11 protein-coding genes are annotated in these 12932 nt (G+C 75.6%); all 11 read left to right on the forward strand.

Annotated features, from left to right (window positions below):
* The first annotated feature begins 133 nt into the window (after positions 1-133).
* A complete protein-coding gene (locus NLX85_RS26980) occupies positions 134-3325 on the forward strand; it encodes a penicillin acylase family protein (protein WP_254339749.1) in 3192 nt (1063 codons plus the stop codon).
* 60 nt (positions 3326-3385) lie between these two features.
* Entirely contained in the window at positions 3386-4135 is a 750-nt protein-coding gene (locus NLX85_RS26985; protein ID WP_254339750.1) for an ABC transporter permease, read from the forward strand.
* Between the two features lie 40 nt (positions 4136-4175).
* A complete protein-coding gene (locus tag NLX85_RS26990) occupies positions 4176-6326 on the forward strand; it encodes a glycogen debranching N-terminal domain-containing protein (protein ID WP_254339751.1) in 2151 nt (716 codons plus the stop codon).
* A 55-nt stretch (positions 6327-6381) separates the two neighbouring features.
* On the forward strand, positions 6382-6876 hold the full coding sequence (locus tag NLX85_RS26995) for a DUF2231 domain-containing protein (RefSeq protein ID WP_254339753.1): 495 nt from the start codon (positions 6382-6384) through the stop codon (positions 6874-6876).
* A 108-nt stretch (positions 6877-6984) separates the two neighbouring features.
* Positions 6985-7902: an NADP-dependent oxidoreductase gene (locus tag NLX85_RS27000; RefSeq protein WP_254339755.1), complete on the forward strand. Its 918-nt coding sequence runs from the start codon at positions 6985-6987 to the stop codon at positions 7900-7902.
* A 38-nt stretch (positions 7903-7940) separates the two neighbouring features.
* Entirely contained in the window at positions 7941-9128 is a 1188-nt protein-coding gene (dinB, locus tag NLX85_RS27005) for a DNA polymerase IV (RefSeq protein WP_254339759.1), read from the forward strand.
* Positions 9129-9149: 21 nt separating this feature from the next.
* Complete coding sequence (locus NLX85_RS27010) at positions 9150-9545, forward strand: VOC family protein (RefSeq protein ID WP_254340304.1); 396 nt, start codon at positions 9150-9152, stop codon at positions 9543-9545.
* A 118-nt stretch (positions 9546-9663) separates the two neighbouring features.
* On the forward strand, positions 9664-10596 hold the full coding sequence (locus NLX85_RS27015) for a hypothetical protein (RefSeq protein ID WP_254339761.1): 933 nt from the start codon (positions 9664-9666) through the stop codon (positions 10594-10596).
* On the forward strand, positions 10593-11042 hold the full coding sequence (locus tag NLX85_RS27020) for an ABA4-like family protein (protein WP_254339762.1): 450 nt from the start codon (positions 10593-10595) through the stop codon (positions 11040-11042). The genes NLX85_RS27015 and NLX85_RS27020 overlap by 4 nt, the downstream gene beginning before the upstream one ends.
* Before the next feature lie 9 nt (positions 11043-11051).
* Positions 11052-12308: a sensor histidine kinase gene (locus tag NLX85_RS27025; RefSeq protein WP_254339764.1), complete on the forward strand. Its 1257-nt coding sequence runs from the start codon at positions 11052-11054 to the stop codon at positions 12306-12308.
* Positions 12305-12931: a response regulator transcription factor gene (locus tag NLX85_RS27030; RefSeq protein ID WP_254339766.1), complete on the forward strand. Its 627-nt coding sequence runs from the start codon at positions 12305-12307 to the stop codon at positions 12929-12931. The genes NLX85_RS27025 and NLX85_RS27030 overlap by 4 nt, the downstream gene beginning before the upstream one ends.
* The last annotated feature ends 1 nt before the right edge of the window (position 12932 follow it).

The raw sequence follows: 12932 nt of genomic DNA on the forward strand, positions 1-12932 counted from the left end.
ATCAATCATTACCCGGAGGTAGACATGAGTCACTCTCACCTCCGGGTATGACGCCCGGGCACGGAGGGCGAGACGTCGGCAAGCGGTAGCCGGGCGTACGACCGGCCCGACTCCGCACCCCGGAGGAATCGCCATGCCCCGTCCCACCACCCGTGCCCGGCTCGCGGCGCTGGCCGCCGCCACCCTCACCGCCGGCGCCCTGACGGTCGTCACACCGTCACCGGCCGCCGCCGCCACCACCTTCACCGCCAACGACTACTGCCTCGGCCAGTGCGCCGACATCCTGCCGCCCGGGGAGAACGGCAACGCCACGCTCGCCGCGATCCTCGCCCACCAGGCGCTCGGCACCCGGCCCGCCCACTCCAGCGACCAGCTCGACGAGTACGCCAACCTGGTCTACGGCTACGCCGGGCTCACCGACGAACAGATCGCGCAGTTCTACAACGACGCCTCGTTCGGCGTGCCCGACGCGCAGGTGGAGAGCACCGTGCGGCCCCGCGCGGACGTCACCATCGTGCGGGACAAGGCGACCGGCGTGCCGCACGTCACCGGCACCACCCGTTCGGGCACCATGTTCGGCGCCGGCTACGCCGGGGCCCAGGACCGGCTCTGGGTGATGGACCTGCTGCGGCACGCCGGTCGCGGCACGCTCACCTCCTTCGCCGGCGGCGCACCGGGCAACCGGGAGCTGGAGCAGAGCATCTGGGCCAACTCGCCGTACACCGAGGCGGACCTCCAGGCCCAGGTCGACGCGCTACGCCAGAAGGGCGCCCGCGGGCAGCAGCTCTACACCGACGTCACCGACTACATCGCCGGCGTCAACGCCTACATCGACCAGTCCATCAGCGCCGACAACTACCCCGGCGAGTACCTCCTGGCCGGCGCCGGCAAGCCCCAGCACTTCACCATGACCGACCTGATCGCCACGGCCGGCGTCATCGGCGGGCTGTTCGGCGGGGGCGGCGGCTCCGAGATCCAGTCCGCCCTGGTCCGGGTGGCCGCCCGGGCCAGGTACGGCGCCACCGAGGGCGACCGGGTCTGGCAGGCGTTCCGGTCCCAGAACGACCCGGAGACGGTGCTCACCCTGCACGACGGGCAGAGCTTCCCGTACGGCGCCACCCCGGCCGGCGCGACCGGGGCGGTGCTGCCCGACGCCGACAGCGTCGTCGCCGAGCCGCTCGCCCACGACCAGACCGGCGGGGCCACCACCGCCCGGACCACCGCCGGCAGCGCCAGCACCGAGCCGCTGCTCAGCGGCCTGGCCGGGCTGCGATCGCACGGCATGTCCAACGCCGTGGTGGTCTCCGGACGGCACACCACCACCGGCAACCCGGTCGCCGTGTTCGGCCCGCAGACCGGCTACTTCGCCCCGCAGCTGCTCATGCTCCAGGAGTTGCAGGGGCCGGGAGTCAGCGCCCGCGGCGCCGCCTTCGCCGGGCTGAACCTCTACGTGCTGCTCGGCCGCGGCCAGGACTACGCGTGGAGCGCCACCTCCGCCTCCCAGGACCTCACCGACACCTACGCCGTGCCGCTGTGCACCACCGACGGCAGCGCACCGACCCTCGCCTCCAACAAGTACCTGTGGCACGGGCAGTGCGTGGCCATGGAGGTCCTCCAGCACACCAACTCCTGGTCGCCGACCCTGGCCGACTCCACCCCGGCCGGCTCCTACACGCTGCGCGCGCTGCGCACGCGGTACGGGCTCGTCGCGTACCGGGGGCTGGTGAACGGGCAGCCCACCGCCTTCACCAAGCTGCGCTCGACCTACCGGCACGAGGCCGACTCCGCGATCGGCTTCCAGGCGTACAACGACCCGGCCGCCATGGGCTCCGCGGCGGCCTTCCAGCAGTCCGCCGCGAGTGTCGGCTACGCGTTCAACTGGTTCTACGTCAACTCGACCGAGGCGGCCTACTTCAACTCCGGGTCGAACCCGGTCCGGCCGTCCACCGCCGACCCCAACCTGCCCACCCGGGCCGAGGCGGCCAACGAGTGGGTCGGCTGGGACGCGGACACCAACACCGCCACCTACACCCCGGCCGCCGCCCACCCGCAGTCGGTGAACCAGGACTACTACGTCAGCTGGAACAACAAGCAGGCAAAGGACTTCGGCGCGGCCGACGGCAACTTCAGCTTCGGCTCCGTGCACCGCGGCCAACTCCTCGACGGCCCGGTGCGCGCCGCGATCGCCCAGCTCAAGCTCGGCCGGGCCGACGTCGTGCGGATCATGGCCGACGCGGCGGTCACCGACCTGCGCGGCCAGCAGGTCCTCGACGACCTGCTGCGGGTGCTCGGCAGCGCCCCGGTCACCGACCCGGCGCTGGCCGACGCCGTGACGAAGCTGCGGGCCTGGCAGCAGGCCGGGGCCCGGCGCGTGGAGACCGCACCCGGGTCCAAGGTCTACCAGCACGCCGACGCCATCCGGATCTTCGACGCCTGGTGGCCGCTGCTGGCCGCCGCGGAGTTCCGGCCCGGCCTCGGCCCCGACCTCTACGCCGCGCTGGTGGACGCCATCGAGGTGAACGAGGCGCCGTCCGGCGGCCAGAACGGCGGCCGCGACGGCACCGCCGTCTGGGCCCTCGCCGGCCAGCCGCACAAGGGCTCCTCGTTCCAGTACGGCTGGTGGGGCTACGTCGACAAGGACATCCGCGCCGTGCTCGGCGACCCGGTGGCCGGCGGTCCGGGCCGGACGTACTGCGGCGGCGGCACCCTCGGCGCCTGCCGGCAGAGCCTGCTCGACACCCTGGCCCAGGCGGCCGCCGCGCCGGCCACCACCGTGTACCCCGGCGACAAGTCCTGCGGGGCGGGCGACCAGTGGTGCGCCGACGCCATCGCCCAGTCCGGGCTCGGCGGCATCACCCACCCGCTGATCGCCTGGCAGAACCGCCCCACCTACCAGCAGGTCGTCTCGTTCCCGGCGCGCCGCGGCGACGACGTCACCAACCTGGCCCAGGGGCGCCCGGCCACCGCGTCGAGCACCCAGTTCCTCACCAGCAACACCCCGGACAAGGCGGTCGACGGCAGCCTCGGCAGCCGCTGGTCCAGCAGCTACAACGACAACCAGTGGATCCGGGTGGACCTCGGCACGGCCCGCACCGTCGGCCGGGTGGTGCTGCGCTGGGAGGCCGCATACGGCAGCGCGTACCGGATCGAGGTTTCCGCGGACGGCAGCGCCTGGCAACCGGTGTTCAGCACGACCGCCGGCAACGGCGGGACGGACAACGTCACCCTCGCCCCGGTCAGCGCCCGCTACGTGCGGGTGTACGGGGTCAAGCGGGCCACCTCGTACGGCTTCTCGCTCTACGAGTTCGAGGTCTACGGGCGGTGACACCGGCGGCCGGCCGGCGGGACCCACCCGCCGGCCGGCCACCCGGCATAAGGTCGTCGGATGGGCGGCGGCGGCACGGTACCGATCGGCGCGGCGCTCGTCGTCGCGCTCACCGCGCTCACCCTGGCCGGCGCCGCCGTGCTGCGGCTCACCGGGCTCGGCCGGGCCCGGACCGTGCTCACCGCGGCGGCCCGGGCCACCGTCCAGCTCGGCGCCGTCTCGCTGGTCATCGTCGCCGTCCTCCGCGCCTGGTGGAGCACCGCGGCGTTCGTACTGCTCATGTACGTCGTCGCCGCCCTCACCGCGCGCCGGCGGATCGGGGCCGGCGGGCCGGCCCGGGTCGCCCCGCTGGCCGTCGCGGCCGGGGTGGCGCCCAGCCTGGCCGTGCTCCTGGCCAGCCGGGCCCTGCCCGCGACCCCGCTGGTGGTGCTGCCCACCGCCGGCATCCTGATCGGCGGGGCGATGACCGCGACCAGCCTGGCCGGCCGGCGTACCCTCGACGAGCTGCGCGCCCGGCACGGCGAGTACGAGGCCGGGTTGGCCCTGGGGCTGCTCCCCCGCGACGCCGCGCTGGAGATCTGCCGCCCGGCCGCCGGGCAGGCCCTCGTCCCGGCGCTCGACCAGACCCGCACGGTCGGGCTCGTCACCCTGCCCGGGGCGTTCGTCGGCGTGCTGCTCGGCGGTGCCGGGCCGGTCCGCGCCGGGGCCACCCAGCTGCTGATCCTGCTCACCCTGCTGGCCGTGGAGGCGGTGGCCATCGCGGTGGCCGTCGAGCTGCTCGTGCGGGACCGGGCCCGCACCGCGCCCTGACCGGGGTGTAGCGGGGGCGCGAAGGGGTAACGGCGGCCCGATGACCTGGGTCCGCAACCTGCGCGTCCGGCCCGACCTGCTCTACGTCGCGAGCGGGTGGAGCACCCTGGTCACCGACGTCCGCGGCCGTATCGTCGGGGCGGACCCGCAGGGCTTCTTCGCCCGCAACACGCGGGTGCTCAGCCGGGAGCGGATCACCCTGGACGGCCGCGAGCCGGTGCCGTTCGCCACCGCAAACGTGGGCGGACACGCCCAGCTCTCCTATGCCGAGCTGGGCGACGGGGAGGCGCTGCCGTCGCGGGCCGCGTACCTGACCGTCGAGCGGTTCGTCGGCCCCGGGCTGCGCAGCCGGTTCACCGTGGTCAGCTACGCCGCGCGGCCGCTGCGGTTCCGGCTGGGGCTGGCGGTCGAGGCGGACTTCGCCGACACCAGCGAGGCCGAGGCGGGCCGCCGGCTCCAGGTCGGCGAGGTGCGCAGCCGGTGGGATCCGGCCGGCGGGGAGCTGCTCCTCACCTACCGGCACGAGGGGCTGGACCGGGCGGTGGCGATCCGGCTGCGCGCCGACGCCCCGGTGGCGTACGCCGACGGCGGGTTCACCGTCGAGCTGGTGGTGCCGCCGGGCGGCCGTGCCGGGGCGGACCTGCTTGTCGAACCGGTCTTCGACGGCACCCGGCTGCCCGCGCCCCCGGCCACCTTCGCCGAGCCCGACGACCCGGCCGCCCGGGCCCGGGCCCGGCTGGACGCCGAGCTGGCCCGGCTGAGCAGCAGCAACTTCGACGTCGCCGCGGCCTGGCGGTGCGCCGTGCGGGACCTGGCCGTGCTGCCGCTCGGCGAGCCGGCCGGCCCGACGGCGCCGATCGCCGGCCTCCCCATCTACCAGGAGATCTTCGGCCGGGACACGATGACCGCCTCCTGGCAGGCGCTGCTGGCCGGCCCTACCATGCTGGCCGACAGCCTCCGGCTCAACGCCGGGCACCTGGGCCGGCGGCTGGACGACTGGCGAGACGAGGAACCCGGCAAGCCGCTGCACGAGGCCCGGGAGGGGCCGGTCTCGCTGCTCGGCCTCAACCCCTACTCCGCCTACTACGGCGACTGGTCCACCGCCCCGGACTTCCTGGTCTTCCTCGGCCAGTACCTGGCGTGGACCGGCGACCTGGACACGGTGCGGGAGCTGCTGCCCACGGCGGGCCGGGCGCTGGAGTGGATCGACCGGTACGGCGACCCGGACGGCGACGGCTTCCTCGACTACCACTGCCGCTCGCCGGGCGGTCTGAAGAACCAGGGCTGGAAGGACTCGGACACGGCGATCGTCGACGAGCGGGGCGAGGTGGTGCCGAACCCGATCGCCAGCAGCGAGCTGCAGGGCTACTGGTACGCCGCGCTGCGGCACGCCGCCGTGGTGTACACCGTCACCGGGCACCCGGCCCGGGGCGCCGCCCTGCTGGCGCGGGCCCGGGGGCTGCGCCGGCGGTTCCACCGGGCGTACTGGCTGCCCGACCGGCGCTGCTACGCCATGGCGCTGGGGCCGGACCGGCGGCCGGTCCGCTCGACCAACTCCAACGACGGTCACCTGCTCGCCACCGGCATCGTGCCCACCCGGGTCGCCGAGAAGGTGGCCGACCGGTTGCTCGCGCCGGACATGTTCAGCGGCTGGGGGGTGCGGACCCTGTCGGCGGAGCATCCGGCCTACAACCCGTTCAGCTACCACCGGGGCAGCGTCTGGCCCGTGGAGGCGGGCACCATCGGCCTGGGGCTGGCCCGGTACGGCTGCTGGCCGCACCTGCACCGGGTGGCCGAGGGCATGGTCGGCGCCGCGGCGCTCTTCGCGGAGCACCGGCTGCCCGAGGTGCTCAGCGGGCTGCCCCGGGACGCCGCCCACCCCCACCCCGGCGTCTACCCGAACTCGTGCTCCCCGCAGGCCTGGTCGGCCAGCGCCGTGGTGGCCCTGGTCCAGGCCCTGCTGGGGCTGCGCCCGGCCGCGCCGCTCCGCGCGGTCCTCGTCGACCCGCACCTGCCCGCGTGGCTGCCCGACCTGCGGCTGGAGGGCGTACGGGTGGGCGGCGCGACGGTGGACCTGACGGTGCGGCGGCGGCGCGGCGGGCGTACCTCGGTGCGGGTGCGCGGCGACCGGCTCGCCGTGGTCCGCCGCCCGCCGCGGCAGGCGATCACCCTGACCCGGCGAGAGGTGTAGTCGGCGCAGGGCGGGGAAACCGGCCGCGCCTGGGGGCCGAGAAGGAAGGATCGGCATGGAGAGTCGCGCGAAGTCGATGGGGCACGCAATCCACCCCATCCTGATCGTGTTTCCGCTCGGACTGCTCGCCACCTCGGTGATCTTCGACATCCTGTACCTGATCACCGACCGGACGGGCTTCCAGGTCTCCGCCGCGTACACCATCGCCGCCGGCGTGATCGGCGGCCTGGTCGCGGCGGTGTTCGGCCTGATCGACTGGCGGGCCATCCCGGCCGGCACCCGCGCCAAGCGGGTCGGGGCGACGCACGGCCTCGGCAACGTGGTGGTGCTGGTGCTGTTCGCGGTGAGCTGGCTGCTGCGCCGCGGGGCGGACAACTGGGACCCGAACGCCGGCGCGCTGGTCTGCAGCTTCGCCGGCATCGTGCTGGCCGGTTTCACCGGCTGGCTGGGCGGCGAACTGGTCGAGCGGCTGGGCGTGAGCGTGAGCGACGGTGCGGGCGTGAACGCGCCGAGTTCGCTGTCCCGCCGGCCGCGCGCCCGCGGCGCCTGACCGCCGGTCCCGATCCCGGCGGGGTGTAGCCGCTCCCCCGCCGGGAAACCCGCCCCGGCCCGGGTGGCCGACGAGGCGCCACCCGGGCTTGCGAGAAGGGACGGGCGGATGCGGGCGATCACTCTCGACCGGGACGGGGCGGCGCCGGCCGCCCGGGACGACCTGGCCCGGCCCAGCCCCGGCCCGGACGAGGTGCTGGTCCGGGTGCGGGCGTCCTCGGTCAACGCCTTCGACCGGAAGGCGGCGGCCGGGATGATGCGCGGGTCGATGGACTACCGGTATCCGGTCGTGCTCGGCAAGGACTTCGCCGGCGAGGTCGAGGCCATCGGCGGCACCAGCCCGTTCCGGGTCGGCGAGGCGGTGTTCGGTGTGCTCATGCGTCGCTACCTGGGCGAGGGCACGTGGGCCGAGTACGTGACCGTCGGCGGCGGGGACGGCATCACGCGCGTCCCCGACGGTGTCGAACTGTCCACGGCGGGCGTGCTGGGGCTGGCCGGTGTCACCGCCCTCGACGCGCTCGACGCGCTGGCCGTCCGCCCGGACGACACGGTGCTGGTTGCCGGGGCGACCGGCGGCGTCGGCGCGCTGGCCGTGCAGTACGCCCGGCTGGCCGGCGCCCGGGTCGTCGCCACGGCCCGTCCCGGCCCGGCCACCGACTTCGTCCGCGACCTGGGCGCCGCCGAGGTGGTCGACTACACCGGCGACCTGACCGGTCAGGTGCGGGCCGTCGCGCCGGACGGCGTCCCGGCCGTGGTGCACCTGGCCGGTGACGGCGCGCCGCTGGCGGGGCTGCTCGCCCCCGGCGGCCGGCTGGCCTCCACCATCGGCTTCGGCCCCGACCAGCACCCGGCGGCCGTCTCGATCTTCGGCCGGCCGGAGCGGGCGACGCTCGACCGGCTCGCCGACGACGTGCTGGCCGGCCGGGTCCGGGTGCCGGTCGACCGCCGCTACGAGCTGGACGAGGTGCCGCAGGCCCTCACCGAGTTCTCCGGCGCCCTGGGCAAACTCGCGGTCAGCATGCCCTGACCGGCCCGTCGTTCGAACATCTGTGCGAACATGTGCTGGTGTCGAGCGAGGCCACCATCCTGCACGCCGACCTGGACGCGTTCTACGCCTCCGTCGAGCAGCGCGACGACCCCCGGCTGCGGGGCCGTCCGGTGATCGTCGGCGGCGGCGTGGTCCTCGCCGCCAGCTACGAGGCGAAGGCCCGCGGCGTGTGCAGCGCCATGGGCGGCCGGCAGGCCCGCCGGCTCTGCCCGGACGCCGTCGTCGTGCCACCCCGGATGGCCGCCTACACGGCCGCCAGCCGGGCGGTGTTCGAGATCTTCCGGCGGACCACCCCGCTGGTCGAGGGGCTCAGCATCGACGAGGCGTTCCTCGACGTGGGCGGCCTGCGCCGGCTCGTCGGCCCGCCCGCCGACATCGCGGCGGAGCTGCGCCGGGAGGTACGCCGCCAGGTCGGCCTGCCGATCACCGTCGGGGTGGCCCGCACCAAGTTCCTCGCCAAGGTCGCCAGCGGGGTGGCCAAGCCGGACGGGCTGCTTGTCGTCGCGCCGGAGGGCGAGCTGGCCTTCCTGCACCCGCTGCCGGTGGAGCGGCTCTGGGGCGTCGGCCCGGTCACCGCCGCGAGGCTGCGCGAGCGGGGCCTGCGCACGGTCGGGCAGGTGGCCCGGCTCGACGAGCCGACCCTGGTGTCGCTGCTCGGCGCCGGGGCCGGCCGCCACCTGCACGCCCTCGCCCACAACCGCGACCCGCGGGCCGTGCAGGTCGGGCGGCGGCGCTCCTCGATGGGCGCCCAGCACGCGCTGGGCCGCGAGCCGCACTCCCCCGCCGAGCTGGACGCCGTGCTGGCCGGGCTGGTCGACCGGGTCACCGGGCGGATGCGCACGGCCCGGCGCACCGGGCGCACGGTGACCCTGCGGCTGCGGTTCGCCGACTACACCCGCGCCACCCGCGCGCACACCCTGGACAAGCCGACCGCGCAGACCGGCCCGCTGCGGGCCGCCGCCCGGTCGCTGCTGCGCACCGCGCTGCCGGAGATCGAGACCCGGGGCATCACGCTGATCGGGGTCGCCGTCGGCAACCTGGACGACGGGCACGTGCAGCTCACCCTGCCGTTCACCCGCGACCCGGGGCCGGCGCTGGACGCCGCCGTGGACGCGGTGCGGGACCGGTTCGGGTCGCGGGCGCTCACCCGCGGGGTGCTGCTGGGCCGCGACCCGGGGTTCGAGATGCCCATGCTGCCCGACTGAACGTAGGCTCCAGCGGTGTCGATGTTCCGCACCCCGCAGGTGATCCTGTTCAGCGAGGACGTGTCCCGGGCCGCCGCCTTCTACGCCGGGCTGGGCTTCACCGAGACCTTCCGGGTGCCGGCCGAGGGTCCGCCGATCCACGTCGACCTGACCCTCGACGGCTACCGCATCGGCATCGCCTCGGTCGCGTCCACCCGCGACGACCACGGCCTCGACCCGGTGCCGAGCGGGCAACGCGCCGCCGTCGTGCTCTGGACCGACGACACCGCGGCCGCGTACGCGACGCTGACCGCCGCGGGCGCCCCGGCGCTCGCCGCCCCGCACGTCTGGCTGGACCGGCTGCTCATCGCCTGGACGGCCGACCCGGACGGCAACCCGGTCCAGCTCGTCCAGCCCCTGCCGGGCGACCGGACGTGAGCGCGGTGACCGGCGCACGGCTCCTCCCTGGGTAGGAGGCGGCGTCTCGGACCTGCGGCCGGCATCGGGGCCGCCGGTCGGGCGCGCCGGTGCGGCCGCGCCACCAGCATCTACAGGCATGACTACCGTGCTGAACCGGGCGGCGCGCTGGCACCGCCCCCTGATGCTCTTCGTCGCGGCGATGGCGGCGCTCACCGTCGTCGCGGCCGTCGGCGTGCTGGCCGACCCCCGGGTGCTCACCGGCGTGCCGATCTGGCTCAAGCCGCTGAAGTTCGCCATCTCGTTCGTGCTCTACGGCACCACCCTCGCCTGGATGCTCACCCTGCTGCCGCGGCGCAGCCGGATCGCCGAGTGGGCGGCCACGGTGATCGTCGCCATGTCGGTGGTCGAGATGGCGATCATCGTCACCCAGGTGGTGCGCGGCACCACGAGCCACTACAACGGCACCACCCCGCTGAACGGCGCGCTGTTCTCGGCGATGGGCGCCGCCATCATGGTGCTGTTCGTCGCCCAGTTGGTCATCGGGATCGTGGCGCTGCTGCGGCCGCCGGCCGACCGGGTCGCCGCGCACGCCGTCCGGCTGGGCCTCGGCCTGTCCCTGCTCGGCATGCTGGTCGCCATCCCCATGGTGACCCGTACGCCCGACTCGGCGGCCGAGGGGATCAGCGGGGCGCACAGCGTCGGCGTGGCGGACGGCGGGCCGGGGCTGCCCCTGGTCGGCTGGAGCACCACCGGCGGCGACCTGCGGATCGGGCACTTCGTCGGGCTGCACGCCCTCCAGGCGCTGCCGCTGCTGGCGATGCTGCTGAACCGCTTCCTCGGCGACCGGCTGGACGAGCGGACCCGGGCCCGGCTGCTGCTCGTCGCCGGCGCGGCGTACGGCGCGGCCACGCTGCTGCTCACCTGGCAGGCGCTGCGCGGGCAGCCGCTGCTGCGGCCGGACGCGCTCACCATGGCCGTCGCGGTCGCCCTGGTGGCGGCGACGGCGACCGCGACCGGCGCCGTGCTGGCCCGGGGGCAGCGCCGCGCGGACGTGGTGGTGGTCGCGTGACCGGGACGCTGTTCACCCTGACCTTCGCGGTCGCCGCGCCGTTCTGGGCGCTGATGATCCTGCTGCCCCGCTGGTCGTGGACCGCCCGGATCGTCGGTTCGCCGCTGATCGTGCTCCCGGTCCTGCTGATCTACGCGGTCCTGGTCCTCCCGGTGCTCGGCCGGGTGCTGCCGGTGGTCACCGCGCCGACCCTGGAGGGCGTCCGCGAGCTGCTGGGCAGCGCGGACGGCGCGACGGCGGCCTGGGCCCACATGATCGGGTTCGACCTGTTCGTCGGCCGCTGGATCTGGCGGGACAGCCGGGACCGGGGCATGCCGGCGCTGCTCGTGGCGCCGGTGCTGCTGCTGACCATCCTGCTCGGACCGCTCGGCCTGGCCGTTCACCTCGGACTGCGGACCCGCTGGGCCCGGCCGGCCGGTCCCCCGGTTCCCAAGCGCACCGCCTAGGCTGGCGGGGTGGGCTGGGTGGGACGCCTGTTCGACGCACGCGACACGCTCGCGCGGATGCTGCTGCTGGACCTCAGCGGCCTCGGCTACCTGGTCTTCGGCGGGGGCCAACACGCCCCGACGACCACGCAGTGGGTGCTGGCCCTGGTCGCGTTCGGCACCGCCCTGGCGTGTCACCGCCGGCCGCTGGTGAACCTGGTGGCGCAGGCCGCGCTCCTGGCGGTCGCCTTCCCGCTGGTCGAGGACACGACGATCAACCAGGTCGGAGCCAGCTGGGCCCTGCTGGAGCTGACCATGTGGGCCGGACGGCCCCGGACCATCTGGCTGGCCGCCGGCCTGCTGGCCGCGGTCGACCTGACCGACTCGATCGGCGATCCCGCCCGGCGGGTGCTCTCCGGTGTCTTCGGCCTGACCGTGGAGGTCGGCCTGCCGCTGCTGCTCGGCCTGGTCATCCGAACCACCCGGGAGCTGGCCCGGCAGGCCGAGGAGCGGGCCGCCGCGGAGCAGCGCCGGCGGGAGTCGGAGAGCCGCGCCGCCCGCGCCGGCGAGCGCAGCGCCATCGCCCGCGAGCTGCACGACGTCGTCGCGCACCACGTCGCGTCGATGGTGCTGCGGGTCGGGGTGGCCCGGCACGTGCTGGCGGACCTGGATCCGCGGGTGAGCGAGGTCTTCGACGACGTGCACGGCACCGGCACGGCCGCCCTGAACGACCTGCGCCGCCTCGTCGCGGTGCTGCGCGACCCCGACGGGGTACGCGGCGACGCCGCGCTGACCGCTATCGAGCCGGCGGCGCTCCCGGCGGCGCTCGACGCGGCGGTGGACCGCGCCCGCCAGGCCGGCATCACCGTGGAGGCCGACGTCGACCCGGCGGTCGGGACGCTGGACGCGGTGCGGGGCCAGGCGGTGCTGCGGCTGACCCAGGAGGCACTGACCAACGTGGCCAAGCACGCCGGCACCGCCGCCCGGGCCCGGCTGGCCGTGGCGGTGGTCGACGGCGCCGTGCACTGGGAGGTCTCGGACGACGGCCGGGGTTCGGTCCCGGCCGCGGTGCCGGTCGGCGGCGGCCACGGCCTCACCGGGATGCGGGAGCGGGTCGAGGTCCTCGGCGGGCGGCTGGAGGCCGGCCCGACCGCCGCCGGCTGGCGGGTCCGCACGGTCCTGCCGACCGGGGGCGTGGCGGGAACGCCCAACTCCCCCGCCCCGACGCCGGAACCGGCGGCGCCCCGCCCGCGCCCGGCCGGCCCGCACGCGCCGGAGCCGGCATGATCCGCGTCCTGCTGGTCGACGACCAGCACCTCATCCGCGCCGGCCTGCGCATGCTCTGCGACGCCCAGCCCGACCTGGAGGTGGTCGGCGAGGCCGACAACGGCCGGGAGGCGATCACCCTCGCCGCGCGGCTGCGGCCCGACGTGGTCGTCATGGACCTGCGGATGCCCGGCGTCGACGGGATCACGGCGACCAGCCGGATCCTCGCCGACCGTCCCGCCACCCGGGTGCTGGTGCTCACCACGTTCGGCGACGACGACCACCTCTACCCCGCGCTGACCGCCGGCGCCTGCGGGTTCCTGCTCAAGGACGCACCCCCCGCCGACCTGCTCGACGGCGTACGCCGGGCGGCCGCCGGGGACAGCCCGTTCAGCCCGGAGGTGCTGCGGCGGCTGGTGCAGCGGGCGGTGCACGCGCGCGCCGGGGCGCCCCGACCGGCGAACGGCCTCACCACGCGCGAGCGGGACGTGCTGGACCTGGTGGCCGAGGGCCTGTCCAACACCGAGATCGCCGACCGGCTGCACATCGGCGTCACCACGGTCAAGACCCACATCACCAGCCTCATGACCAAGACCAGCAGCCCGAACCGGGTCCGGCTGGCCCTGTGGGCCCGCGGCGCCTGAG

It is taken from the genome of Micromonospora sp. A3M-1-15 (assembly GCF_024213425.1).
Taxonomy (GTDB): Bacteria; Actinomycetota; Actinomycetes; order Mycobacteriales; family Micromonosporaceae; genus Micromonospora; species Micromonospora chersina.

Bases quoted from the DNA above. Each gene is read 5' to 3' on its own strand.
- NLX85_RS26980 (WP_254339749.1), top strand. From the start codon at position 134: ATGCCCCGTCCCACCACCCGTGCCCGGCTCGCGGCGCTGGCCGCCGCC.
- NLX85_RS26985 (WP_254339750.1), top strand. From the start codon at position 3,386: ATGGGCGGCGGCGGCACGGTACCGATCGGCGCGGCGCTCGTCGTCGCG.
- NLX85_RS26990 (WP_254339751.1), top strand. From the start codon at position 4,176: ATGACCTGGGTCCGCAACCTGCGCGTCCGGCCCGACCTGCTCTACGTC.
- NLX85_RS26995 (WP_254339753.1), top strand. From the start codon at position 6,382: ATGGAGAGTCGCGCGAAGTCGATGGGGCACGCAATCCACCCCATCCTG.
- NLX85_RS27000 (WP_254339755.1), top strand. From the start codon at position 6,985: ATGCGGGCGATCACTCTCGACCGGGACGGGGCGGCGCCGGCCGCCCGG.
- NLX85_RS27010 (WP_254340304.1), top strand. From the start codon at position 9,150: ATGTTCCGCACCCCGCAGGTGATCCTGTTCAGCGAGGACGTGTCCCGG.
- NLX85_RS27015 (WP_254339761.1), top strand. From the start codon at position 9,664: ATGACTACCGTGCTGAACCGGGCGGCGCGCTGGCACCGCCCCCTGATG.
- NLX85_RS27030 (WP_254339766.1), top strand. From the start codon at position 12,305: ATGATCCGCGTCCTGCTGGTCGACGACCAGCACCTCATCCGCGCCGGC.